Source organism: Bradyrhizobium sp. CCBAU 53340, assembly GCF_015291645.1.
GTDB lineage: Bacteria > Pseudomonadota > Alphaproteobacteria > Rhizobiales > Xanthobacteraceae > Bradyrhizobium.
Genome location: NZ_CP030055.1, coordinates 6701839 through 6725034, shown reverse-complemented (window position 1 = coordinate 6725034; position 23196 = coordinate 6701839). Strand labels below are relative to the sequence as shown.

General features: G+C 59.7%; 25 protein-coding genes and 1 pseudogene. 7 read left to right on the top strand and 19 right to left on the bottom strand.

The window, feature by feature from the left end:
- The first annotated feature begins 24 nt into the window (after positions 1-24).
- Both XH89_RS31740 and XH89_RS31735 read left to right on the top strand, forming a co-directional pair.
- The gene (locus XH89_RS31740) at positions 25-963 is read left to right on the top strand and encodes a putative zinc-binding metallopeptidase (protein WP_246767673.1); all 939 of its coding nucleotides are present in this window, start codon (positions 25-27) and stop codon (positions 961-963) included.
- A 304-nt stretch (positions 964-1267) separates the two neighbouring features.
- Positions 1268-1450 carry a hypothetical protein gene (locus tag XH89_RS31735; protein ID WP_014491578.1) on the top strand — a complete coding sequence of 61 codons (183 nt, stop codon included), beginning with the start codon at positions 1268-1270 and terminating at the stop codon, positions 1448-1450.
- Between the two features lie 14 nt (positions 1451-1464).
- On the opposite strand, the gene XH89_RS31730 is transcribed toward XH89_RS31735, so the two are convergent.
- The 3 genes and pseudogenes from XH89_RS31730 to XH89_RS31720 form a co-directional block, all read right to left on the bottom strand.
- A complete protein-coding gene (locus XH89_RS31730) occupies positions 1465-1680 on the bottom strand; it encodes a hypothetical protein (RefSeq protein ID WP_014491577.1) in 216 nt (71 codons plus the stop codon).
- A 55-nt stretch (positions 1681-1735) separates the two neighbouring features.
- Positions 1736-1978 carry a hypothetical protein gene (locus tag XH89_RS31725; protein ID WP_014491576.1) on the bottom strand — a complete coding sequence of 81 codons (243 nt, stop codon included), beginning with the start codon at positions 1976-1978 and terminating at the stop codon, positions 1736-1738.
- A 96-nt stretch (positions 1979-2074) separates the two neighbouring features.
- Positions 2075-2283: pseudogene (locus XH89_RS31720) on the bottom strand (cold-shock protein).
- A gap of 449 nt (positions 2284-2732) precedes the next feature.
- Here XH89_RS31720 and rpsU point away from each other — a divergent pair.
- Positions 2733-3011, top strand: coding sequence for a 30S ribosomal protein S21 (gene rpsU / locus XH89_RS31715; RefSeq protein WP_014491574.1), 279 nt, complete (start codon positions 2733-2735; stop codon positions 3009-3011).
- Between the two features lie 491 nt (positions 3012-3502).
- On the opposite strand, the gene XH89_RS31710 is transcribed toward rpsU, so the two are convergent.
- The 3 genes from XH89_RS31710 to XH89_RS31700 form a co-directional block, all read right to left on the bottom strand.
- Positions 3503-3781 (bottom strand): DUF1488 domain-containing protein, encoded by a 279-nt coding sequence (locus XH89_RS31710; protein ID WP_014491573.1) that lies wholly within the window; start codon positions 3779-3781, stop codon positions 3503-3505.
- A 61-nt stretch (positions 3782-3842) separates the two neighbouring features.
- Positions 3843-4139, bottom strand: coding sequence for a hypothetical protein (locus XH89_RS31705; RefSeq protein ID WP_014491572.1), 297 nt, complete (start codon positions 4137-4139; stop codon positions 3843-3845).
- On the bottom strand, positions 4136-4396 hold the full coding sequence (locus tag XH89_RS31700; RefSeq protein ID WP_028160512.1) for a hypothetical protein: 261 nt from the start codon (positions 4394-4396) through the stop codon (positions 4136-4138). The genes XH89_RS31705 and XH89_RS31700 overlap by 4 nt, the downstream gene beginning before the upstream one ends.
- A 346-nt stretch (positions 4397-4742) precedes the next feature.
- Between XH89_RS31700 and XH89_RS31695 the strand changes: the two genes are divergently transcribed.
- Positions 4743-5090, top strand: coding sequence for a hypothetical protein (locus XH89_RS31695; RefSeq protein ID WP_014491570.1), 348 nt, complete (start codon positions 4743-4745; stop codon positions 5088-5090).
- A 114-nt stretch (positions 5091-5204) separates the two neighbouring features.
- On the opposite strand, the gene XH89_RS31690 is transcribed toward XH89_RS31695, so the two are convergent.
- A complete protein-coding gene (locus XH89_RS31690; RefSeq protein ID WP_194464257.1) occupies positions 5205-5450 on the bottom strand; it encodes a hypothetical protein in 246 nt (81 codons plus the stop codon).
- A 275-nt stretch (positions 5451-5725) separates the two neighbouring features.
- On the opposite strand from XH89_RS31690, the gene XH89_RS31685 reads away from it, so the two are divergent.
- Positions 5726-5983, top strand: coding sequence for a hypothetical protein (locus tag XH89_RS31685; RefSeq protein WP_014491568.1), 258 nt, complete (start codon positions 5726-5728; stop codon positions 5981-5983).
- A gap of 541 nt (positions 5984-6524) precedes the next feature.
- Here the strand turns inward: XH89_RS31685 and XH89_RS31680 are convergent.
- Positions 6525-6698, bottom strand: a complete 174-nt coding sequence (locus XH89_RS31680) for a DUF3606 domain-containing protein (protein WP_080669711.1) — start codon at positions 6696-6698, stop codon at positions 6525-6527.
- Positions 6699-7397: 699 nt separating this feature from the next.
- On the opposite strand from XH89_RS31680, the gene XH89_RS31675 reads away from it, so the two are divergent.
- Entirely contained in the window at positions 7398-8156 is a 759-nt protein-coding gene (locus XH89_RS31675; protein WP_194464256.1) for a hypothetical protein, read from the top strand.
- A gap of 7 nt (positions 8157-8163) precedes the next feature.
- On the opposite strand, the gene XH89_RS31670 is transcribed toward XH89_RS31675, so the two are convergent.
- The 11 genes from XH89_RS31670 to XH89_RS31625 all read right to left on the bottom strand — a co-directional run bounded on the left by XH89_RS31670 (position 8164) and on the right by XH89_RS31625 (position 20948).
- Positions 8164-9222: a tyrosine-type recombinase/integrase gene (locus tag XH89_RS31670; RefSeq protein ID WP_246767672.1), complete on the bottom strand. Its 1059-nt coding sequence runs from the start codon at positions 9220-9222 to the stop codon at positions 8164-8166.
- On the bottom strand, positions 9213-9458 hold the full coding sequence (locus tag XH89_RS31665; RefSeq protein ID WP_194464255.1) for an AlpA family transcriptional regulator: 246 nt from the start codon (positions 9456-9458) through the stop codon (positions 9213-9215). Before XH89_RS31665 ends, XH89_RS31670 begins: the two co-directional genes overlap by 10 nt.
- Before the next feature lie 144 nt (positions 9459-9602).
- The gene (locus tag XH89_RS31660) at positions 9603-11402 is read right to left on the bottom strand and encodes a prohead protease/major capsid protein fusion protein (RefSeq protein ID WP_194464254.1); all 1800 of its coding nucleotides are present in this window, start codon (positions 11400-11402) and stop codon (positions 9603-9605) included.
- Between the two features lie 125 nt (positions 11403-11527).
- Complete coding sequence (locus XH89_RS41930) at positions 11528-11659, bottom strand: hypothetical protein (RefSeq protein WP_256440009.1); 132 nt, start codon at positions 11657-11659, stop codon at positions 11528-11530.
- 110 nt (positions 11660-11769) lie between these two features.
- Positions 11770-12240: a hypothetical protein gene (locus tag XH89_RS31655; protein ID WP_194464253.1), complete on the bottom strand. Its 471-nt coding sequence runs from the start codon at positions 12238-12240 to the stop codon at positions 11770-11772.
- Between the two features lie 342 nt (positions 12241-12582).
- Complete coding sequence (locus tag XH89_RS31650; protein ID WP_194464252.1) at positions 12583-12855, bottom strand: hypothetical protein; 273 nt, start codon at positions 12853-12855, stop codon at positions 12583-12585.
- 550 nt (positions 12856-13405) lie between these two features.
- Entirely contained in the window at positions 13406-13909 is a 504-nt protein-coding gene (locus XH89_RS31645) for a hypothetical protein (RefSeq protein ID WP_194464251.1), read from the bottom strand.
- A gap of 30 nt (positions 13910-13939) precedes the next feature.
- Entirely contained in the window at positions 13940-15631 is a 1692-nt protein-coding gene (locus XH89_RS31640) for a hypothetical protein (RefSeq protein ID WP_194464250.1), read from the bottom strand.
- A 460-nt stretch (positions 15632-16091) separates the two neighbouring features.
- A complete protein-coding gene (locus tag XH89_RS31635; RefSeq protein WP_194464249.1) occupies positions 16092-16358 on the bottom strand; it encodes a hypothetical protein in 267 nt (88 codons plus the stop codon).
- 354 nt (positions 16359-16712) lie between these two features.
- Positions 16713-18299 (bottom strand): DUF5906 domain-containing protein, encoded by a 1587-nt coding sequence (locus XH89_RS31630; protein WP_194464248.1) that lies wholly within the window; start codon positions 18297-18299, stop codon positions 16713-16715.
- Between the two features lie 231 nt (positions 18300-18530).
- Positions 18531-20948: a molybdopterin-dependent oxidoreductase gene (locus XH89_RS31625; RefSeq protein ID WP_246767921.1), complete on the bottom strand. Its 2418-nt coding sequence runs from the start codon at positions 20946-20948 to the stop codon at positions 18531-18533.
- A gap of 598 nt (positions 20949-21546) precedes the next feature.
- Here XH89_RS31625 and XH89_RS31620 point away from each other — a divergent pair.
- Positions 21547-23181: an NAD(P)/FAD-dependent oxidoreductase gene (locus tag XH89_RS31620; RefSeq protein ID WP_194464246.1), complete on the top strand. Its 1635-nt coding sequence runs from the start codon at positions 21547-21549 to the stop codon at positions 23179-23181.
- The last annotated feature ends 15 nt before the right edge of the window (positions 23182-23196 follow it).

Here is a 23196-nt window from a genome sequence, read left to right as displayed (position 1 = left end):
GAGCTCTCCAAATGCAACGGCTGCATGCAGCCGTTGATCTTCGATCCCGAGAATATGGCGATGATCGGTGCGGAAAGTGCCCTTGAATGCGTCAATCGGAATATCATCGGTTGCAACTGGTGCGCGGTTTCCACGACTTCCTACTGCATGTCCTGCTCCCTGACCCATGTCATTCCCGCCACACAGAATCCCCGTAACGTAGCCCTTTGGAAGCGCGTGGAGGAAGCCAAGCGCAGGCTGATCTACGACCTGAGACGGCTTCGCGTGCCGATCGCGTTCGCGGGTGGATTTCGCCTGGCATTCGAGATTCTCTCGGACGAGCATGGGCCGGTCCTGACCGGTCACGAATCCGGCCTGATAACGCTCAACCTTGCGGAGGCCGATGACGTACAACGCGAGATCAGGCGTGTTTCCTTTCGCGAACCCTATCGCACCCTGCTTGGTCACTTTCGACACGAGATAGGGCACTTTTACTGGAATGCCCTGATCCACGAAGCGGGTTTTCGAGCGCCGTTTCGGCTGGTGTTTGGCGACGAGACAGAGAACTACCAGGCAGCGCTTGCCTATTATTATGCCCGTCAGGATTGGTCTTGCGATCCGGCGAGTCACATTAGCATGTATGCGACGTATCATCCCTGGGAGGATTGGGCAGAGACTTTCGCTCACTTCCTGCACATCGTCTCGACCCTGGATTCCCTGGCAGGACTTCCGTTGTCGTTGGACGCGCGCGGAAAGCACACGCTGAATGACCCGTATCTGGAAAGCGATTTCGGTGCGCTCCTTGAGTTGTGGACCCCGCTCGCTCTGACGATCAACCGCCTCAACCGCTCACTTGGTCTTGCCGACGCGTACCCGTTCGACATTTCACCCGCAGTCGGGGGCAAACTGCACTTGGTGCATATGGCGATTACCGCCTTCAGGAATCGGCAAGGAAACGCGCACACAACGCCGATGATGTGCTAACCTGAGTTCTGGTGGAAGCGCTTAGCTCGTGAGCGGCGCCACACTGGTTGCGATTTTAGCTGAACGTCTGGCAGACGAGCGGCGGCGTGGGCTTCGGCTCGCCCCTCGGGAACATGCGTTCCGCGAAAGCGTTGATAACTGTAGGCAGCGTCCGCTTGCCGTTGTTCGACAACGCGCTGAGACCTCGCGAAAGATCTGGCGCAAAGCGGAGCGTTCACGCTGATCCGCTCCTGGCAAATATCGCTTGGGCTGTCATGGCGAGAGCCCCAGACCGGCGCTGATCCAATTCCTGGAGATCAAAATGATGAAAAACGAAGCGAAGGCTGCCCGGCATCTGCGGGAGGCGAACAACGCGTTCAAATTGGTGCGAACAGAAAAACCAATGACCGATTACGCGAAAGATCAGCAATCCCTGCACGATAATCACGAGCGTCTGAAGGCGGCCCGATTGGCGCGTGAAGCCAAGCCGAAAGACTCCCGGGCATAATCGTCGCTCTCGATTTAGAGCATCGAGAGCACGACGATTCCGTTTTCGAGCTCGCCGGAGGCGAGCCGCGCACGGGCTATATGCTCGAATTCTTTTCGATATTTGTGAAGATAACTGAAGGCCTGCTTGTCGGTCTGAAACGTCGTTGTAAGCCTGCACATCTGCCGTGCTGCGCCAAGCGCAAGCATGAAAGTGATCGTTCCCCCGCCGTCTGCTTTGACTCTAGGCATCCACCCAGCCCGTGCAATTCGGTTTCACGATGATGCCGTGCGATCGCGAGTTCGACTATCGCGCCGACCTGTTTTTGCGCTTCGTCGGTGCGGGCGCAGGCAGCGATGCCCGAAACGCGATGTCGGCAACTTCCTTGGCCTCACGCAGCTCGCGGAGGCGCGCCATGTTCTTTCGCACCTCGATGGCCTGCCGTTCCGCGTCAGCCAATGCCCGCGCGCCGTCTTCAGCAGCCAATCGCTTGCGGTTCGAGCGCGCGATACCTTCGGGCGACGGCTCTGCCGATTTCCTGGCGATCATCCTCAACCCGCATTATGAAAAACAAAACCCGCTCCATCCGAAGATCGAGCGGGCAGCCTGCCGTTTCAGTACATCCGTGAAAGCGGCGTCGACAAATCAAGCCAGCGAGAGGTTTTCGGCACTCACTTTGCCGCGCATCTTGTCGGTCTTGGCCTCAAAGTTAACCTTTTGGCCCTCGGCGAGACCCGCAAGGCCAGCCCGTTCGACCGCGCTGATGTGAACGAACACATCATTGCTGCCGTCGGCGGCTGGATAAATCCAAAGCCTTTTTGGCCGTTGAACCACTTAACAGTACCTGTCGTCATTTTCATTCTCCAAAGCGCGCGAGCGCGTATCGCGTGACGAGCACGCGATTACTTCAACTTCGTCGATGTCTTTGGAAAAGGAGCCCGCGGGCGCGTTCAACAAGGCACAGCGGCTAATCGAATTTCTTCAATATATATCATTTTCGGCTTTTTGCAAGGCAACACTCAAAATTGTTTCCGAGAGCGCTGCTACACGAGCGCGTGTGGGCGAACGTTCCTTTGCGATCGAGGGCTCCAAACGACGTGTGGGAACGGCTCTATCCATTGACAGCGCGGCTGACAGTGGTCACGTTGCTCTACCGAACTTGATTGCCGTGACGCATAGACCGGCTTGTTCGAGGCCGGCGGAAGAAGACGCCGTCACTCCCATCATCGCAATCGCCACGAGACTCCTGCGCAATTGGCTGCATGCAGGACTTGCGCATTCGCAGCCCAGCGAGGAATGTCAATTGCAGGTACTTGTTCGCGACAACAATGTCGACCAGGCCCTTCGTGTTCTGAAGAAGAAGATGCAACGCGAGGGTGTCTTTCGCGAAATGAAGCAGCGGCGCTCATACGAAAAGCCTTCCGAAAGAAAGACGCGCGAAAAATCCGAGGCTATTCGCCGGGCCCGTAAGCTCGCTCGGAAGCAGGCCATCAGGGAAGGTTTGCTGCCGGCGCCCCCGAAAAAGAAGCTTCCCGAGCGCAAGCCTCCCTTGCCGCAGATCGCCGGCAAGGAGCGCGCGTAACGGGAATGCGCGTAGAGGAACGTTATTGCCATAGATTGCCATGGTGGTTGCGCCGAGTTCGACGCAGCAAAAGCGGGGGTGCGTAGCTGCCAGATTTCAGTCGCGGTCTGTAATCCAGGAGATCGAGATGACGAAGACGGGCACGAGTGATCATCGCATTCTGACCCAACGCGCGCGTGCCGCTCACCTGGCTGGCAAAGTTATAGACGAGAGGGCGGACAATTCTGCGAAGGGCGATGATCAAGCGATGCGAAGGCAGCGTTTGATCGAGGGACCATCGGAGTTCAGGGCCGTCCGCGTCGATCGTTCAAGAAAAACTATTGATCGTTAACTGGCCTTCAGTCGCTTACGGGTTCCTTGCGACGTCCAGAACGCATTGACGTTGTCTTGAGCATCGGCCTGTCCGTCTCTGCTGGGCGAGTTATCGGGCGCCGGGGCCAACTTGTGAAGAATTCGCCTAAGCGATTCCCAGATCACGACATGGCATGTTGTTAGGTTCTGAAATCGATGCCGCGCAGCACGATACCCCGAGGATCTCCTTCAAGTTCCGTCGCTCGATACTTGCTGGCCGCGCGGGCCTCGATGCGGTCGCGTAGGCGGACGAATTGGGCTTCGCGCTGCTCGGGGCGGACCTGCGGGCCGCGCTCAAGATAGTCCATCGCGGTGGTCGAGATCGCGCAGGGAATTTCCTTACCGCCGTCCTGCATCGAGAACAGCACGATCATCCGGTCATATTCGTGGCCGATGTAGCGACCGCTCGTGAGCGTCATGGCTTCCTCCTTTAAGTGACCGTTGCTGGCACGATCGCGCGTGCGGAGAGTTGCTCTGCCGTCAGTCCTCGCCCGAGAGCCGGACGAAGTCGTCGAGCAACGACGCGACCAGCGCCCGGTGCCTCGTATCCTCGGCGGGCAGGCTCGCGGCATAGAGGTTGAGCAGGTGCCGCGCCTTGACCGCAGCCTCCGGCCAGGAAGCGGCGGGCACCGTCATCATGCGGTGTTCAAGTTCGGCCTCCCGCTCACGCAATTCCCTGACATGGGCCTCGACGTCTGCCAGCGCGCGGCGCAGATCGGTAGCCTTCTGCGCAGCCATGCCGCGATGCTTGTCGAGATCTACGGGATGGTCAGTCATGCGGCGCTCGCATCCGCAGCCTGCGCATTGGCGAGATCGACTGAGCCGATCGAGAGCATCTCCATTGAGTCGCGAACGCCTTCCGCCGGCACCATAATCATCGTGGCGATGCGGCGATAGGCCGAGAAGGTGAGACCCTCGATCGTTTCTTCATCAGTGATGACCTCGTAGGCGCCGGCGGGCAGCAGCCGCTCGATGCCGCGGATTCGGAACGGATGTCTGAACGTGACGGTCTCTCGCCGTGAGCGGATGGTCATGCACGCCTGCCTTTTTGCAAGAGGGGCCCTAACCGACCGACAGCGACGACCATGCGCCCGTCATTGAGCAATAGCCAGCACATTCGCCATTGCCGCGCGCTGACGTCGCAGTGCAGCCTTGCCCGAACTGCGTTTTAGCACTCGCTATTGGCGCCTCGCAGGCGTAGGGTTGTCGCATCACCGCACTTCTCAACGGCATCGACCGGTGACTGAGGGTCACGTGCGCTCCCGCCGACAGAGTTGCAGGAGCGCTCGATGTCGCGTTTTCGCGCCTCGGAATGGATGGTCCCGCCGGTGATCGTTCCGTTGTTCCTTTTGCTTCTGGTGTGTGCTGCGGCCATCCTCAATGGCTAAGGCAACGCGCGTGCCTTACCTGGTCATGGGGACCAACGAATATGGCAGCGCCAATCTCGGCCGTGGCAGCGCGATCGTTGCACTGCGGCTCGCGCGAAAGCTGCTGCGCGACGGTTACATGGATGTCCGCGTCTGCACGCCTCGCGGGCGCATCCTGCAGTCGGACGAACTGAAAGAACTTGAACCCCAACAGGAGATGGACGTCATGGCCAAGGGACAGCAACGCGGCAATCGCGAAGCCAAGAAGCCGAAGAAGGAAAAAGCCAAGGTGATCGCAGCACAGCCCAGCCGGAAAGAGGTCGCCTGGCAGCCGGATTTCGGGTCGGCAAAAAAGAGGTAGGCGGCGCAGTCAAGCGTGAGGCGGACGCTTGACCGCTATTGCGGCGCGACGAGGGGCCACCTCATGGATGCTCGAAGGTGGATCGAGGAGCAACGCCGGCACCCATAGGCCCTGTCACTGTTGCCGCCCTCCGTCGCCAAATTCGAACCCCACATGCATCACGGGACCGGCGTCGTCCCGTACCGCAATTGCCATATGGCGCTTTGAAGAACTACCAGATTCATACGTCGCATCCCGTGCCATGTCGGCCAATGACTTTGCCGCCTCAACCTGCGCCGCCCGAACGTCAGCAAGTTCCAGACCTTCCTCGTCAAGGAACAGGCCGTCATCGTCGACGAGATCGAAATAGTACCGGGTCATGACGCACTCCGGAGACAGACGGGAGTTCCATGTGCCAGCGACCGATGCCCCTTGTGCAGCCTCGATCGGTGATGGAGGACAAGAGATGTGGCAGAAAATGGTTGCTGGTCCGGCGGCCCGCACGAGGATCTCAAAGTCCGCTGTCTAGCCTGGCACACCTGCGTAAGCTGCACGGCAGCCTTCGGCTGACTATCACTGCGTCGACTGCGTTGCGTGGAAGGCGATCGTTGTTGTTAGCTCCGCGCTGGGGTCGAAGATAGATCGGACAACAACGGGTGATCGTGCTATCGGCATTGATGGAAAAGATCTTGGTGGTCGGCGCGATCCTCTTCTTGTCATCCAGTGCTAATGTTCGAGCGGCCGAGCAAGCGCCTGCTGCAACAGAAATGTCAATTCGCGACCAGATCAAGGCGGCACGCGCTAAAGATGTATTGGAAGAGAAATCAGCATCGGTTGCGCGCCCATGGGATCGTGACGCGTCCGGCAAACGCCCATGGGATACCGCGAAACCGACTGAGCCTGTGAAGCGGTGAAATACCTTGGCGGAGCGTGCGGCCCCGAGGTGAAGCCTGTCGAGCATTCTTCTACTGTTTTGTTTGTCGGTTGGGGCGCCATTTGCTGAGATTGATCAAGCTCACGTTGGCAGCAGCCATTGCGCTCGCGCTGATTCCCCATGCCGTGAGATACTATGCTTTTCCCCGCGACCGTCTGATTCAGATCGCAAAGCAGTGCGAGAATGATGCAGACAAGTTAACGGCCTCCGACGCGGCAAAATGGACGGAAGCTCACAACGGTGGGACAAATAATCCGTATCGAGCGCAAAGGGACGCTCGAGTCGAGATCTGCATTAAGGCGGACGGCTGGTGTTCAATGAGTGATGACCGGCCGGCAGTCAGTAACCCAGCCATGTTCGCGCCGCGTGATCCGGTTGCCCGGGCGCTATATCGTTGGCGATACGCCGACGAATCTGGAAGCATCTGTCGCGATTGAGCTACTGGGACAATCGAAAAGACAATCAATCGCGTCGCAAGACAATGGAGACAAGACTATCTTCATGCCCGTCGCTGCTGTTCGTTACTTCAAAGTAGCGGCTTCCTTGGCGATAGCCGAGATTGAAATGCCCGATTTGCGAAGGACGCTGCTAAACTGCTCATCCGTCAGCTTGAGCCGCTTGCGCAGGATCTTGACCTGCACCTTGTCTCTCAAATTCAACGAGTTGCGGAAATGGGTTGGCTTCGACCTGTTCATGATATTTCTCTTGCTTGGAGGGATGGCTTGATCGCGACTAAGCGGGCATTACGCCGCTCCGGCCGCGATGGTGACTGTCCTGCTCCTCGCAAAATTTCCGCCGCCGCAGAGGCAATAGTCCCCCCAGACCGGCGTTCCCCCATTTCGGAAATATCTAGGCGCGTAGCGCTAAGGTGGGCTTGGCCGGGGACCGCAATTAGGATGGACCGGCTTCCCCCGCGGGCCACAATCTGGAAATCTCGCGGCATTCGGAAAAGCTGCCCTGGACACCACACAATGTCCGTGTCCACATTTCGGTCCCTCGGCCGACAATTGTGCAACTCAACAGCTGCCCAAATTGGGCTCCGCCCCGCTCACAAGCCCCGGTACTTGTTCGGGAAGCACTCGCTTCCTAAACTCGACCACTTGTCAGGCGTGTTCATTTTATATAATAACTTCAATGATATATGAGTTCGCAGTTTTGTTCTGAATGGCGCGCCACGCGCGTTTTATGGCGTTGTAGTCACTCAATAATTTTCGTTTTTTGTCCCACCTCAGTTTTCAGTGGGACACCGTATGTGCCCCATACGTTCGCCCGCATAGATCGGGTAACTTTCCCCTAGCGCACGAATCTACCGGCCCGCGCAACCGGGGGGCTTTGGAATGTGGTCTAGCTCTGTATGGGGCCTTCTGGGCTTCGCCGTATCTTGCGCTCTGACGATGATTAGCCTGTCGCCAGGTTCGGAATGGCAGAAACCGCTCCAAAACGGAGTGGAGATTTTTTCCCTCGCTACGCTCATCGTTCTCTGTTGGCCTCTCCACAACAAAACAAACCGCGCTTCCGTTCGAGAGAAACTGAGGCGCCCAATTCAGTTGGTGAAAATGTTGGAGCCTTCTCACGTAGTCATTCTGGGTCTCGCTATCGCGCTCGCTGGCGCCGTTTGGATGCACGTTCAACGATCCCCCCAAGCAAGTCGAGAAGCCAAGGCAGCAACATCTAACAACTCAGTGCCCATTTTGCTGCCGGATGACGGAGGTCCAATTACTTGGTTACGAGGCCAATATATTTTCGGCGCAAGCGGCGGCGAAAATGGCGTTCATATTCAATCGTTCCAGGCGGTGGGACAGAATAAATCGAACGATTTTATCCGGCCGCTAGATGGCTACGTTCGCTCGGAGATCACAGGCAAGCAATTCCAGATCCTTGTCGTTAATGACAAAGGCGATTTGGTCTCGCCTACGGGATACGGAATCCCGGCGGGCCAACAGTTCAATCTTGGAGCACGACTTACCGACTCCGCGGGGATAAGCAGTGCCGAATTCATTCGCGATTTCGGCCGAATAACGTTTGTGTTCACCTACGGAGACCACACCTACACCAAAAAATTTTCACCGGAAGAAATAGAGGCGGAAGTCTATCGCCTCGAGAAGGACCTCCGGCCGAAGCCGGTGCTCGGTGCAGGAGCTCGCAAATACTAGGTCATCTTCACCCTGCAAGTTTCGCCATGGCTTTGTCGGCCGTCTTCTTTCGGCTCGCCGCCCTCGTGTAGCGCTCTACCTCCTCCAAGGTCTGATGGCCGGTAATCGCCATGATCTCGTGTGGCGTTGCGCCGGCTTCTGCGAGTGCCGTCGAAGTGGCTTTGCGAATGCCGTGCGCCGAGCAGTGTGGCAGATCGGCTTGCCGGCACCAATCCTTGAACTTGTTCCCGAATCCATTCGCCGTGAATGGCTTGCCGAACTCGGTGAGTAGAAACGTCATATTGGTGCCAACCTTGGCCGCCGCGATGCTTTCGGCCAACGCCGGGTGCAGCGGCATATCGATGTCGATCGGGTTGCGATGCTCATTCTTTGCCTGGCGGAAGCGGACTCGGCCGTCGCGCGTATGTTGTCGGCCGAGGCGCGGCGCATCCTCGCGCCGCCCCGTCGTATAGCGCAGCAAATCGAGCGCAAGCCGCGCTTTCGTGCCGAGCGGGTGCCGCACGTAATACTGTTGAATCTCTTCATCGGTCCAAGTGTGATGGCCCTCCGACCGATATTTCAGCTTTTTCACTCCGACCGTCGGATTCACGGTCGTTTCCTCCGCCTCGTTTGCCCAGGAGAATAAGGCCCGCAATGCCTTCACGAGCTGATTAGCGGCGGCCGGCGTTGTAGCCTTTGCGTCGCGCATCCGCCGCACGTGCCGAGGCTGCATCATCGCAATCGGCTTCGCTCCATGCTCGCCGGCGATCTCGTCGAGGGCTCGACGCTGCCAATTGCGCGTGCTGATGTCCAAAGCCTTGTAGGCCGAACTCCCGTAGTAGCGAATGCAGAGATAGCGGAACGATCCTTTCTTTGCGGCGTCGGCCTGGCGCAAAGGTGCCTCGGCGGCTGTTGCGATCGCCGCTTGATATTCGTCCATAAATTCGGGCGTGCCAGGCAGCGCGCGAATGCGCACCTTTCGTTTCCCTGGTGCGCGGACGTAGCAGCGCACGTTGCCGTGCCGATCGACATCCTCGCAAATGTACTTAAGCGGCACGCGCATGCTGGAAACCGAATTCAATCCCATGGATTTTCGCCGCCATCGTCGAATGCGTCAAAGGCGCAGTCAAGCTGTTTGCGATCCCAAATCACCCGCCCCCTGATCTTCTTGGGCGCGGGCATGTCGCCCTCGGCGACCATTTTGTCAAACGTCGAGGGGCTGACCCCGATGTACTCAGCGGCTTGAACACGCGATAAGCCTCGCGGCGGCAACGACAGCGGCAACGTGCTGCTGCGGCGCGCAGACGGTTTTTCGTCGAGCATGTGATCTAGCCTGGAAAGGAAAATGCGGCCTTGGTGCTATCCTTGGCCCCGCTCATGACTCTGCGAGCAAGCCGGGGAGGATAGCTTTCTGCTACCGGATGAAGGCCGCGACACCCTCTTGGGTTTGCTTGCTCGCAGTATTTGTTAGGCGCCAGGGTTCAGGTAGGTGCCCCGGAAGTCATTCAGGCCGAAGCCCACGTCGAGCACGGCGCGAATTTCCAAACCGAGCACGTCCCATCCGAGGCGCTGCTCGACCATCGGGCCGTCGGCACCGTTGAGATACGCCACCATCAGGCACGCCACTTCCGCCGGATCGCAGAACAGGCGCCAAGCCAGCCCGGAAAGACGCGGCTCGACCAGCAACGTCAGCTTTCCGCCGAAGGGGTTCACCTTGGTTGAGTCGACAGCGGAGATCGTATGCAAGAACTGCTCGGCAATGGTTTCGATCTGGCTGCCGACAACCAGGTATTTCGGGCTCACGGAAATCAACGTCTTGCCGTCGATGTCCTTTTGGCTTCGCATTGCCTGGCGGCCATCAGACAACGTCGAAATGCCGATTCCGCCGGCGGCGGCGGCTTTGTTGCCGTGCGCCGCATCATACAGCGCGACGTTGTCAGCAAGATTGGCGCCGTTCCCGCTGTTGGCCGTGAGCAGGCTCACCAGCAAGTCGGACTCGGTTTGAGCAGCGGCGCGGCCGAACGCGCTAGCGCTGTCCGCGAAGGCGCCAAGATCGTCATTCACGATCGCCTGGCGCGAGATTGAAAAGATGCGCGCATAAGTCTTGAGCTTGAACGACTCGGCCGATTCCGAACGCGCACCATGCTTCACCTCGCCGCTTTCCTTGACTTCAAGCAGGCGGGGAGCCTCGCTCAGCTTGACCTGAGTCAAAGCGCGGAAGTCGACGGCATCGCGCCGCTTGCAAAGCTGGAGCAGCGGAGTCTGCGCCACCTGATAAGACTGGTTGAGAACCCTGTGGCCGCTCGCGGTCAGGAGGTTCGGGAAGTCCGACGTGGTCATATCGCCGGCGCGCGTCAGAATCTGATTCGCCAATTGATCCCGGTTGCGCCAATTCGGGCGCTCTCCGCGCTGCTCCAACATCATCGCGCCGAGATCGAGCAGCGACTTGCCGGCCAATTCCGCTGCTGCGCCCTCGGGTCGCGTGCCGGTCATGCGGGCATACAGCACATCGCCAACCATGCGAGCTGTGAAGTCCGGATTATCGAACGTCGCGCTGCTGTCAGTGCGGCTATTGATGTGAAGGCGGGATGCGCGTTCGGCCATTTCATCGAGCACCGCAAGCCGAAATTCATGAATGGTCGAGCCCTCGGCAATGTGCTGCCGAGCAAATTCAACCGACATGCCGCGGGCCGCCGCGTGGTCGAGGATAGCGATTGCGTCGCGAGACAAGAGATTGTCCTGGCCGGTTTCGCCGCGCTGCGCGACGACGGTGTCGGCGTCGTGATCGCCCTCGTGAGAATCGGTGGGACGAATGGTGTGCTTCTTAGGCATAGAGATTCCTTTCTGATTTCGGACGTGAGTTTTGGGATCGGCCGGAATGGCCACGAGGCTGACCTCGAACGGTTCCCAATCGGTGCGCGTGATAATCAGCCGGCCTTCGCGGTCTCGGCTCTCGACGCTGGCGTACACGCGATAGCCAACGCTGACGTTCGGCGGTGTGCCCGCCGCGAGGTCGGTCGCGATGCCCTTTACGTCGTCGCGAGGCGATAGACGTGCGTCGGCGACCAGTTGACCGGCCTCGATCCTGGCGTCGGTAACAACGCCGATCTGATCGCGGGCCGATCCCGACCGATGCGAGTCGAGAATCGGCGATGCACCAGATTTCAATCGGTCGAGCCGGACGGAAGCCGGCGCGAGCGACAACACTTCGAAATAATCGCCGTATTCGCCATCGCGGCGCGCGACCGGCGTGTCGGTCGCGATCACGGCAGAGAAAGCGCCTGTCGCGGAGTCGAACGTGGTCGCCCGAACCGGCGCGCGGCGGACGTGCAAATCCGTTGCCGCCGGCTGAGGCCGGCGAGCCCTAGATTTCGTCATAGGAATTTTTCCTTTTAGTGGGTGGTTGGTCGGCTCGAGTCGATCACGACAGGAACGCCGTAGACGGCTGCCGAATAGACGGCCAGGCACGCCCCCAGGAATTCAAAGGGCAAGCCGAGTTGATCGGCGATGTCCTGGATGGTCATTGGCTCGCCGGCTTGGAGCCGCTTGTATGTCTCGGAGCAGCGCTGTTCGAAGTCGGCCGGCGGTTCAGGTAAGCCAGGTTCCTTTGTTGACATAGTGGCTTGGGCTCTCGTTAGGCGGCGGCGCCCGCGTCCCACTTGTCATAGGTCACGAGACGTTCCAGTGCGGATCGAACCAGGCGTGAGACGTTGATTTGCAGGGCGCCGATCGGCTCCGCGTCGAATTCGATGTTCGAGATCGGAGCATTGGTGATGCTCGCGGGAAAACTAACGTCCGGATCAACGACGAACGTAAGCACATAATCCTGGCCGGCGCCTGGCGCATTGCGCTCGGTCGCGGCGACGGTGTCGATGATGGCCCCGCGCCGATCGACGATTTCGAACGCCTGGCGGAGGGTCGCGCCGTTGCGAGCAATGAAAGCTGCGACAGCAATTCGCGCAACGTCGGACACAGTGAAAAGGTGCCCTTTCCCCTTGCGTTCACTGAGGCCGTTGAGGAGGCCCAGGCGGCGCCAGTCGCGAATGGCGTCGGGTTTGCAACGGACCGCGTAGGCGGTCGCTTGCGGTGAGAATTCTCTGATCATCGTTTCTTTCTCCATCTGCACATGTGCGGTAGGACCGTTGCCACGGCCAAAAAAAAGGACCCGGCGCGGGGATGCCGCGCGGAGTCCTGGTGAATGCTGCCAGCAAAAAACCCGCCGGCGAGGGCGGGTGTAGCTGCTGCGGGTTCTTTGCAGGATCAGGTGTATGTCAAGCACCCCGTTCCGGTCTATGACCCCCTGACAAAAATGTCGAACCGGAGCGCACGAAAACAAAAACCCGCCGGCGAGGGGCGGGTTTGTCGTTGCGGGTCTTTCGCATGGTCGGGTGTATGTAAAGCAACCCGTCATCGTCCATAGTCCCCCGACAAGATTGTCGAGTTCGCCCTATGTCGCAACGGTCGAGTTCTGGCACCGATAATCCTCGATTGCGGCGGCGCGCGCGAGCGACCGCGCCAGGGCCTTTAAGGCCTCATGAAACTTGGCGCGAGTCACTTCGTGCTCGGTGCTATCGAGGCCGATCACTCGATCGCGGCATATCCGATGATCGATTTCCAGGTCGATCTCTTCGCGGGAACGAAGATAGAGCGGGATCACCTCGCCCGTATCCTCATTGATGAACGTGGCATAATGCACGCCGGGCGCGGTTGGGTTCTTCATAGCGAGTCTCTCTGTCTTTTGGCCTACGACAGCCATCGCCAGGGTGCCGGCCTGGCGCCGGGAGGGTAGTAGCCTGGTCAGAGAGGACAGGTTCGAACGCTTTCCCCGAAGGTGTTTTATAGCGTTCGCCTCCCGACATAAGCGGCGGTGGCCGGCTTTGTGTCGGTTTTCGATCGGTTGCGTAGAGCAAACCGCCGCGCCGATCGGCGCGCCTTTCTCTGATTCCGCGGGCTACTACACCCAGGAAGCAATTTCCAGGTTCACTGTGGTCGCGCAATAGCGGGATCGGCTAGTTTGGGCTTTTGATAAACTAGCGGGATCGGCTAGTTGCCGGCTGGAAGATTCGAGGAGCCAAGAAATCACAGGCGAAACAGGTCTATAATTGTTGCCGCCTCCCGATTCGTAGGAGCCGCCAGAGAGACAAGGGAATGTTTGATGTCTGATGACAAGAAGCCCCCGCCGCCGCCACCACCGCCCAGAGAGCCACCGCCGGACACGGACAATAGAAGAACTCAGACGCCGCCGTTTAGAATTAAGTGAACGGCGCTCTTTAACGAAACCAAAAGGAAGCCGCGCCTGCGATGATTGCAACCACAGGCGCGGCGACGCCCAGGGCCTTTGCGATAAGCATCAACCGCGAGAGTTTGATATTGAGGCGTGTGTTCTGCGCTTCCTTGATGGCGAGATTTTCGAGATAGGCCAGATATGCCTTCTCCGCCGTAACCTCGTTTGCCCATATCCAAAAGTCAGGCTTGCGTCCAGGTAGGCTGATGTTGCTGGGCCAGATGGAGGCCATGCAAAACATCGCGCCGAGAATCAACGGGACGGCAAAGCCAAAAAGTCCATAGCCGAGAGCCTTCGGGAAAGTGTTGGCGCCCGAAAGCGCGATCGCCGCACCGCCTGAAAGGGAGCCTCCAGCCAGCGCCACGTACAATTGGAGGAAACCAAGCGCTTGGCGATCGTTCGCAGCTATCTGGTCAACGACCGCCGTATGCCGGCGGCGCGCGTCATCCAAAGCGAACCGCATATCCTCTGGCGCCAAAGCCATAAGCATCACCTCAATTCCGAATCCAAATTGATTGTATCACATCGGGGCCGTCGCTTCCGGCATGCTCCGGCCGGTCGAGCCGGTTGAGCCTGACGCGCCGGCGCCAGAACTGCGGAAGGCGTTGATCTTGTTGTCGACGCGCTGATCGACCTTGGCGAGGAAATCCGGCGACGGCTCAACTCTCACGGTCGTTTCGAGCGTAGCGTTCCCGACAATTTCAGCCTTCGCGGGCTCCCTGTCGCCGCCAATACCGAGCGCTCGCTGCAAATCGTCGATGGTATAGCTTCCTGCCATCATGCCGCGCCCAGGCGTGCCGGCCGGCGCGAAGCCGAGATCGGTCAACTCGCTTTCGATCTTGGCGCGTTTGGCCGCATTCATCGCCCTGAGTTGCGCGTCGTATACCGGATCATCGTGGCCGTAGATGTCGGCCGCCCTTTCCGAGTCGTCGATTGCTTTCAAGGCGTCGAACCGTGAGCGCGGGCCGGCCTCATATCGCTTCAAGCGCGCGATATCGTCGTCGGTGACGACATCGCTGCCGAGTTGAGCGATCGCGAGCATCGGCGCCATCGTGGCCACGACCTTGCTCAACAGGAAGCTGCCTCCGCCCTTGCCGAAGATCTTCCCGAACATCGATTGCGCGGTATCAGCGCTAAGCGCGCCGCCCATCGCTGTACCCCAGGCAGTGGCCGCGGCATGATGCCCTGGATTCTGCCTGGCGTAGTCCGACATGTAGTTGAGGCCCGACGCCAGCCAATTCATGCTGGTCGTTGCGGGGCCGACGAAAGGCTTGGCCGTCTCGCCCATGTAGTTGTCGAATTGCTTTTTGACCGCCTCTTGCGCGACCTTCGGATCGCTCTTGAGATATTCGTCGGCCGCACTGATGCCGTGCGCCTTCTGGATCAGGTCCCAATCCTTCTCAATGCGCTTTTGCTGTGTGGCGAAAATGCTCATCATTTGCGCGGTCGTCTGCTGCGACGCCATCGCGCTAATTGCCTCCTGGATTTCCGCCGGATCGGTGACGCCCTTTTGCGCCAGGTGCGGCAACAGCACCTTGTTAGTCCAGGCGTAAGGGTCCTCTTGCCCAGGCTTCAGATATTCGCCGCCGATGATGCCGCCAGGCAGCACGCCCTTAACGGCGCCCGTGGTGGTGCGGATCACCTTCGACTGGTCAACCAGGCCGTATTTGTTGAGCATGTCGACGGCCTTATTCGACATCTTGCCGCCGACGAATTGAGTGTGGAAGCTCGACAGCGCTTTACCTGCCGACGATCCGCCCAACTCCTGCGCCAGCGTCGGCGCCGTCTTGAGCATGAACTCATCGCCGAGCGCATTCGTTGCTGCGCGCCCATACTTGAACATTTCGTAAAAGTCGGTCGGCCGCAGTGTATCGCCGAACACGTTCACGGCTTTCGCCATGTTGTCGATATAGTGCTCGAACTTGGCGTGATCCTGCGTCACGCCCTTGATTTCCATACCTTTGATCAGCTTGTCGAAATCCTCGCCTAGCTCCTCGGCCTTTTCCGGGTGAGCACCTTGCGCGACGACTCGCAACTTCATCAGCGGGTCAATGATCTTGGTCGCCTCCTCAAAAGTGCCGACGACCGATCGAATGTTGCGCGCCGAGTGCATGATCTCAGTTGTCGAAATCGACTTGTATTTCGCGCTGGTCGCGCGCGCCAACTCCTCGGCTTCTTTGACCTCTTGGTCGGTCATGCCGGCGGCGCGCATGCGCACCTCCTCATGACCGCGATCAGCGCCGGATTTTGCCAGGTGCGTTGCGACCAGGCGCGCCGCGCTTGAGCCAGCATAGGCGCCGGCGACCGCGCTCGCCATCTTGGCGCCAGTGCTGATCGCCTGGCCGGCGCGCGCCAGGCGCGAGGCCTGCACCTCCGCCTTCTGGCCGAGCGCGACGTGCTTTTCGATGTCGCGGGATAGCGCCGACCAGGCGCGCGACATGCGGTTGACCTTTTGCGTCACGGACTCGAGCGCGTTGCCGGTCTGGTCTTTGGCTTTAATGACGGCCAAGGCTTCAAGGATGGTAGACATCGAGTGTTCCTTTCGTTCGCGTGGTCAACCCCCGGTCGCGTCAATGCAACCGCGTCAACCCAATTTCAAAAATTTGCAGCTAGAGCGTTTTCGGGGCGCCCTTGTGCCGTAGGCGGGTGCCGGCCTGGGAAGGACCCGCCGCTTAGAGCTGTCCCTTTTCCAGCCTGGCAACAACGGCCTTGCCGGCCTGCGTCACCCCCCAGGCTGGAAGGGCACGAGGGCTCCCCGCCGGGCTGTCATAGTGGCAGCACTGCACAAGCTTGTTTCGGAACAGGTCGTCAATTTCGCGGTCGGCCCGCTCGCTCGCGCTCAAATAGAACGGGAAGTTATCCAACGTTCTGAGAACAGAGCGCTGTTTGATCGACATAGTTTTCGCGAAGGCGATTTGTTCGGCGGTTAGTTTGCTCACTGGTAGTTCCTCAAAAAGAAAGGCTCCGCCGCCAAGGTCGCCTAAAGCGACGTTGACGGCAGAACCGATAGGTTGATCCGAGTTTGATGTTTGATATCCTGGATATCCAGGCATCGGGCGGCGCTAGGATTTCAAGAAACCCTTGCGGCACAGGCACAAATCCTAGGTATCCTAGGAATCCATGAATTATTGGAAGTCAGGAAAAAACTAGCCGAGCAGGACGACCTGAGACCGGCTTGGTTTGCCTACGCGCGCGCGACTAGGATTCCTAGGATACCTAGGATTTGTGCCTGTGCTGCAGTGATTTCTTGAATTCCGCATGCCCGGATGCGCTAGGATGGCCTAGGATATCCCCTAGACGGGAATATCGTCGTCATCCGGCACATGCTGCGCTCGCTCGCCCTCTCCCGGGGGAAGCGCCGGCCAATCGACGGGTTGGCCGAGCAATTCGTCAAATGCCGCGCGGCATTCACTTAGTGGCGGAATCTCGTAGCACCAGACCTGCTTTGTCACGCCGGGTGCAACCTCGATTGCAGGCCGGTATCTGCGGAGCCCCGGCACTAGCTTGGCGAGGCGCTTACCAAACTCAGCCTGGCCGCGCTTCCGACCGACGCCAATCTGTGACGCTGCCTTGAGATATTCCCCGTAAAGATCAGCGCAGGTGATCTGCTTGGGCCAGTCGCTGCCGTCGTCTAGACGATTGAACCAAAAGTCATCGATCGTATCGAGCGATCGAACCTTTTGATCCAGCAAGGCTTGAGTTTGCGGGAGGTGCCACAAGTCGACCTGAGTCAAGTCGAATGTCAGGAGGTCGTGAAGCAGCCGCTCGCGCCCGCCGTTCTTCAACTCCTCATCCATTTCAGCGAAGTATGCGCGATCTTGGGCGCACCGCGGGTTAACGTCGAGAACGACGAACCGGCGCTCATCCATTCCAGCAGGCACAACCCAACCCTCGTTCGACGACATGATCACGCGAACGAAATTGCGCAAGCGGATCGGATCGACGCCCTTGGATTCGATCATCTGCATTTCGCTCGTGATCAATCCCTTGAGCCGTCCCTCAGCCGCCTTGTCGCCAGCCCACACCGCTTCATCGGCCTGCAGCAGCAAGCAACTCGCCATGTGCGCATTGAATTGGCCCGTGATGTATCGGGCGTCATCCACCTGGAAATAGTGCGACGAAAACAGTGACCCTAGCACCTCGCCAACCTTACTCTTGCCGGTTCCCCGCCGGCCGCGCAGCACGATCGCGGTGCCAAGCCGCTCGCGCGGCTTCTGCACGATATGCGCCATCCAGCCAAAGACGTAGTTGAATAGCTCGACGTTGCCGTCGCAGACGTTCGTGAGCAGATGGTCGCGAAAGGTCTTGTACGATCCCGTCGGCGAAGGCGCCACGTCGAAACCGCGCCAGAAATTCAGATAGCCTGGTGTGCCTTTGGCTCCGTCCGGGTTCGGCCAAAACTCGACTCCGTCGTATGACCGCCGATCCGGATGCGAATGCCAGGCCTTTGCCCAGGTCGCAGCCCGAATCTTGCCGTCCGAGCCGACCGTTTCCGTGAATCGGTTTCCGAACCAAGAATTCATCGACTCGAACATCATCACCCGCACCCGGTCATTGACCGGGCCGGACGGCTGTTCGTTCACCACCACCGCCTTGCCGCCCCAGATCGCCAGGGCATAGCTACGGTTGATTTCCGCGACATCGAAGCCCCAGGAACGGGGAGACGCGGATTGCGCGTCTTGGACCTCCCTGGCGCCATCTACAAAGCCGCCCAGGTCGTCGGCGTCGCCGAGGTTATCGCCGTAATCGACCAGGTCGGCGATCCGACCCGGCTCGGCGCTCGCCAGCATGTCGTTGAAGTCTTGCCCCTTGCCGCTCACGGCAGCGGAAACGGGTTTTGCGGCGGCCTCGGGGAGGCCTCCGTTTGCAGTCTCAGTCATGTCGAATTCCACCCCTTTGCGGCGCCTTTTGGGGTGCCGCTGGTGAGACAGTCGCGCTAGAAACGATAACGATTCCCTAGAACCGTTTTCTGTCCCACCGTCCTCTAAGTCTTTGATCTCGCTAGGAGCCTAAAGTCCCCTAGGGAGCGCCATGCTGCGATTTTGCGCGCTGTTCTACGATCCCATACGATCCCGGCCTCAGCGTCGCGTGACTGATCGTTCGACGTAGGCCTAGCGCTCTTCTGCACGAGCTTCCCGCACCGGCCGGACTTCGCAAAGGTTGGAGCGATGCGATGGCGTGCCGCTGACGGGATCGCGGACGCTGGCGTCGACCATCAGGTTGAAGTTCGTGCCATCAGGACCGAATGGATCGCGATCGCCAACTCCCAGTTCATCGCAACCCTGCCACCAGCCATGCTCGCCGACGACGACGCGCGGATCGAGCTCGTCATTGAAGCGCGCTCGCGCCCGCATTCCGCCGGCCGGGGTGCGCACGTCGACCCAATCGCCGTTTCTGATGCCGCGTGCCGAGGCCGTCGCGGGATTGAGCTCGATCTCCGGATTCGATGCGCGCTTGCGCAGCCCCGGCAGCGCACGATGCTGGGTCTGACAAAAGAGGCTCGGTTTCGCACATGTCAGGATCAAGGGGAAAGACGTAGCCAGATCGGGGCGCGCGACCGGACCGATCGAGGGCTCGACAAAATCCGGCATGGCCGAATAGCCGTGATCAAGGAAGGTTTCTGACCAGAATTCGACCTTCCGCGACGGCGTCGGGAAACCGCGCGGGTTTCCCTTGTCATCGCGCTCGGCGTATTTGCGGTGCTGCGTCGTTAGCGGTTTCCGTACCCCCGCAGGATGCGCGCGAAGCTGCTCCAGCGTGATGCCGCTTGGGCCAAGTTGCTGCCGGTAGGCGGCGTCGACATCGCCGTTCCAGAAATGCTCGCCGAGGCCGAGACGCGCGGCAAGGCCAAATACGATATCGGTGTCGGACCGTGCTTCGCCGGGTGGGGCGACGATGGCCGGCCGAAGCTGGACGTGCGATTGCGCCTCCGCGCTGATATCGAAGCCAATCTTGAGCGCTTCGCGTTCGAAGCAGGACGCCACAGGCAGCACAATATCCGCAAGCGCTGCCGTCGGCGTCATGAACAGATCGGCATGGGCGTAAAAATCGAGAGCGGCGAGCGCAGCCCGTCCGCGCACCGGATCGCCGTGAGCGAGCAATAGATTTGAACCGAAACCGATGAGTCCCCGAACGGGATAGGGAGTGCCTTCGAGAACAGCCCGGTAAAGATCGTGGGGCGAGACCTGGTTCCAGCGCCCAGGCCCGAGCGGACGCTCAGTAAACCCGATTGCAGGAGCTCGTTGTTTTGCCGCAGGCAGGTTCTCTCCGGTGATCGAAGCCGTCGGCACCGCAGGGAACAGCACGTTGCCGCCGGCTGCATCGAAGCTGCCGGTCAAGGCATAGAGCATGGCCATCGCGCGCGCCGTGTCCGTGCTGTTGGCATGTTGCTCGTGTCCGCTCCACGCATAATAAGAAACAGGCCGGGCGTGCCAGATGGTCCGAGCCGCTTGCTCCAATTGATCGGGAGGGATCCAGCATGTCGTCTTGATCACTTCGGGGGAATATTTGCTGCACAGTGCCGCGTAGCGATCGAACACGGGCCGACAGGAGATCGGGTCGTCTTTGGTTGCGACAATGTATTCGCCTCGCAAGGCAAGTTGCTGAGTTTGTCCCTCGTAGCGGCCAATCGCCGGATCGTAGTTGACGGCTTGGTTGGATCCGCAGTCCCAGGCGACAAACTGTCCCTGTCCGCCGGAGGCTAGATCTTCTGTCCTGAGCAACCTGCCGGTGTCGGAGCGAACCAGAAGCGGTCCGTTGCTCCACGCGCGGACGAACGACTCGTCGTACCATCCGCGCTCGATCATGATGTTGGCGAGCCCCAGCGCGAGCGCGCCGTCGGTTCCGGGGCGCAGGCGCAGCCAGACGTCGGCCTTGTTGGCAAGCCCGGCGTGGCGCGGATCGATCACGATCAACTTCATTCCGCGCTTCAGCCCGGCGACCGTCGCGGTCGCATGCGTAATGCGTGTAAAGGATGGATTGTAGCCCCACAGGATCAGGCAGCCGGACTCGGCAATGTCGGCCATCGCGCCGCCGGTGTTGGTCGCAACGCTGCCGACGCCGAACACGTAGCGCGTCGCAAAGCCGCGTCCCCAGCCGCACAGCTCGACCCCGGACAAGAAGTTCGGGGTCCCAAATGCATTCATCAGCCTCGTAACGAAGGCAGCCGAATCCGCAATCGCGGTCGTCGAAGGCGATGATTGACTGAACGCGACCGCCTCAGGCCCATGCTGCTCGGCGATACGCCGCATGGCGGCGGCGATCTGGTCGAGTGCCGCATCCCACGATATTTCCTCCCATCCCGGATCGGCGTCGCCTTTTGGTCGCGTTCGACGCAGCGGTCGCTTCAGCCTGTCCTTGTGATAAACCAGTTCGGGCGCCGCTCGGCCCTTGGCACAAATAGCCGCGCCGGTGGGGTGGGTCGGATCGGGGTCCAGACGTGTGAATTGGCCATCCGTCACCGTGGCGACCGTACCGCAGCGGGCGATGCACAGACTGCAATACCCTTGCACCCGACGTATGTTCGGCATCTCTGCTGACATGCACAAACTCCCTCGCGGCAATGCGTATGGCTTGTGGCTGCGTGTGGCCCCAAGCTTATCGTGTCGAGCGCCAAGGATATGATAGCTGCCGCCACTAGACTATCTGCGCAAGTCGAGTTTTGACAGCGTGGATTTATGTTACAAAGCGACTTTAATCACATAAGAGTTCACAGCTTTGTTCTGAGTGGCGCGCCATTTTCCGCCGAATCCTTGTTGTCTCCGCAATTTGCGACGCTACGCCGCGATGACGGCAAAGCCGCTTGTTCGATGCAGCGCAACGGTCCTCGGCCAAGCTCCTTCGCGATTTTCCGTTCGGGCTGAAGCAGACGGTTGCCGGTTCGTCTGCATGAGCGCCACAAGGCGAACGTGCAGTGTGACGGCGTTTGGCGAGGCTCGATCGAATTTCGGCCTCGCCCGTCGCCTCCGGTTCGAATTTCGAACCTGCAGCATCGCGGCCGACAGACCATAACTCAATCATCGCAATCGCTTAGAGCCAGGCATCGGAGTTGGCACACTATCTGCGTTTCCCAATCTCATCTCACGCCTTTGGCGGGAGGAGGACAACAAACGAGATTGGGAGGAATGCATGAGTGAGAACAAGACCAATGGCGCGCATCGGCGGGAGAGCCTCGATGCGGTGGTGATCGGCACCGGTGTGGCCGGTCTCTACCAGCTCTATAAGCTGCGCGACGAGCTGGGCCTCAAGGTCAAGGCGGTCGACACCGCAACCGGCGTCGGCGGCACCTGGTACTGGAATCGCTATCCCGGCGCGCGCTTCGACTCCGAGGCCTACATCTATCAGTATCTGTTCTCGGAAGAGCTCTACAAAGGCTGGAGCTGGAGCGAACGCTTCCCCGGCCAGCCCGAGATCGAAAAGTGGCTCAACTACGTCGCCGACAAGCTCGACCTGCGCAAGGACATCCGCTTCTCAACGACGGTCACGAGTGCCGTCTTCAACGAGGCGACGCAGCGCTGGACGATCACGACCGACAAGGGCGAAGTCATCGACGCGCAATTCCTGATCACCTGCACCGGTATGCTGTCCGCAGCGCTGACCTCAGTGTTTCCCGGACAGGAGACGTTCAAGGGCACCCTCGTTCACACCGGGCGCTATCCGAAGGAGAGGCTCGACCTCGCCGGCAAGCGCGTCGCGGTGGTCGGCAATGGTGCCACAGGCATTCAGGTCATCCAGACCATCGCCGGCGAGGTCGGCAGTCTGAAGGTGTTCGTTCGCACGCCGCAATACATCATTCCGATGAAGAACCCGAAATACGGGCCGAAAGAGGTCGAGGCCTACAAGGCGCGGCTCGAGGAATTCCGCAAGGTTCTGCCTCATTCCTTCACGGGCTTCGAATACGACTTCACCAATGGTGCCTGGAAGGATCTCACGCCCGAGCAGCGTCACGCCGTGCTGGAGAAGATCTGGGATGAAGGCTCGCTCCGGCTGTGGCTCGCTTCATTTGTCGAGATGTTCTTCGAGGAGGAGGTCAGCGAGGAGATCTCGGAATTCGTCCGCAACAAGATGCGCGCGCGCCTGAAGGACCCCAAGCTCTGCGAGACGCTGATTCCGACCGATTACGGCTTCGGCACGCATCGCGTTCCGCTCGAGACCAACTATCTCGAGGCCTATCACCAGCCGAATGTCGAGCTGGTCAGCGTCAAGAACAACCCGATCAAGCGGATTACGCCGCAGGGCATCGAGCTCACCGATGGCACGTCGTACAATTTCGACGTCATCATCCTGGCGACCGGCTTCGACGCCGGCACGGGCGCACTCACCCGCATCGACATCCGCGGTCGCGACGGCCGTTCGCTGAAGGACGAGTGGAGCCGCGATATCCGCACCACGATGGGGCTTCAGGTCCACGGCTACCCGAATCTTTTCACGACCGGCGCGCCGCTGGCGCCGTCGACAGCGCTCTGCAACATGACGACATGCCTTCAGCAGCAGGTCGAGTGGATCAGCGATTGCATCGCGTATCTCAAGAAGAACCATCTGAGCGTCATTGAACCCACGAAGGAGACGGAGGACGCCTGGGTCGCGCATCACGACGAGATCGCGAACACGACCCTCGTGACCAAGACGCAGTCCTGGTACATGGGTTCGAATGTCGAGGGCAAGCCGCGGCGTCTGCTGTCCTATATCGGCGGCGTCGGAACGTATCGCCAGAAGTGCGATGAAGTCGCCTCCTCGGCCTATCCGGGCTTTGCCAAGCAGTGAATGACACAGGGTCGC

Excerpts from the sequence above, each read along its gene's own strand:
- XH89_RS31695 (WP_014491570.1), top strand. The coding sequence starts at position 4,743 with ATGGCTAAGGCAACGCGCGTGCCTTACCTGGTCATGGGGACCAACGAA.
- XH89_RS31705 (WP_014491572.1), bottom strand. The coding sequence starts at position 4,139 with ATGACTGACCATCCCGTAGATCTCGACAAGCATCGCGGCATGGCTGCG.
- XH89_RS41930 (WP_256440009.1), bottom strand. The coding sequence starts at position 11,659 with ATGACCATCCAGGACATCGCCGATCAACTCGGCTTGCCCTTTGAATTC.
- XH89_RS31640 (WP_194464250.1), bottom strand. The coding sequence starts at position 15,631 with ATGCGCGCCGCCGGCATGACCGACCAAGAGGTCAAAGAAGCCGAGGAG.
- XH89_RS31620 (WP_194464246.1), top strand. The coding sequence starts at position 21,547 with ATGAGTGAGAACAAGACCAATGGCGCGCATCGGCGGGAGAGCCTCGAT.
- XH89_RS31730 (WP_014491577.1), bottom strand. The coding sequence starts at position 1,680 with ATGCCTAGAGTCAAAGCAGACGGCGGGGGAACGATCACTTTCATGCTT.
- XH89_RS31630 (WP_194464248.1), bottom strand. The coding sequence starts at position 18,299 with ATGACTGAGACTGCAAACGGAGGCCTCCCCGAGGCCGCCGCAAAACCC.
- XH89_RS31625 (WP_246767921.1), bottom strand. The coding sequence starts at position 20,948 with ATGCCGAACATACGTCGGGTGCAAGGGTATTGCAGTCTGTGCATCGCC.
- XH89_RS31680 (WP_080669711.1), bottom strand. The coding sequence starts at position 6,698 with ATGAACAGGTCGAAGCCAACCCATTTCCGCAACTCGTTGAATTTGAGA.
- XH89_RS31670 (WP_246767672.1), bottom strand. The coding sequence starts at position 9,222 with ATGGGATTGAATTCGGTTTCCAGCATGCGCGTGCCGCTTAAGTACATT.
- XH89_RS31735 (WP_014491578.1), top strand. The coding sequence starts at position 1,268 with ATGAAAAACGAAGCGAAGGCTGCCCGGCATCTGCGGGAGGCGAACAAC.
- XH89_RS31665 (WP_194464255.1), bottom strand. The coding sequence starts at position 9,458 with ATGCTCGACGAAAAACCGTCTGCGCGCCGCAGCAGCACGTTGCCGCTG.
- XH89_RS31725 (WP_014491576.1), bottom strand. The coding sequence starts at position 1,978 with ATGATCGCCAGGAAATCGGCAGAGCCGTCGCCCGAAGGTATCGCGCGC.
- XH89_RS31690 (WP_194464257.1), bottom strand. The coding sequence starts at position 5,450 with ATGACCCGGTACTATTTCGATCTCGTCGACGATGACGGCCTGTTCCTT.
- XH89_RS31645 (WP_194464251.1), bottom strand. The coding sequence starts at position 13,909 with ATGCTTATGGCTTTGGCGCCAGAGGATATGCGGTTCGCTTTGGATGAC.
- XH89_RS31710 (WP_014491573.1), bottom strand. The coding sequence starts at position 3,781 with ATGACGCTCACGAGCGGTCGCTACATCGGCCACGAATATGACCGGATG.
- XH89_RS31655 (WP_194464253.1), bottom strand. The coding sequence starts at position 12,240 with ATGATCAGAGAATTCTCACCGCAAGCGACCGCCTACGCGGTCCGTTGC.
- XH89_RS31740 (WP_246767673.1), top strand. The coding sequence starts at position 25 with ATGCAGCCGTTGATCTTCGATCCCGAGAATATGGCGATGATCGGTGCG.
- XH89_RS31700 (WP_028160512.1), bottom strand. The coding sequence starts at position 4,396 with ATGACCATCCGCTCACGGCGAGAGACCGTCACGTTCAGACATCCGTTC.
- XH89_RS31650 (WP_194464252.1), bottom strand. The coding sequence starts at position 12,855 with ATGAAGAACCCAACCGCGCCCGGCGTGCATTATGCCACGTTCATCAAT.
- XH89_RS31675 (WP_194464256.1), top strand. The coding sequence starts at position 7,398 with ATGATTAGCCTGTCGCCAGGTTCGGAATGGCAGAAACCGCTCCAAAAC.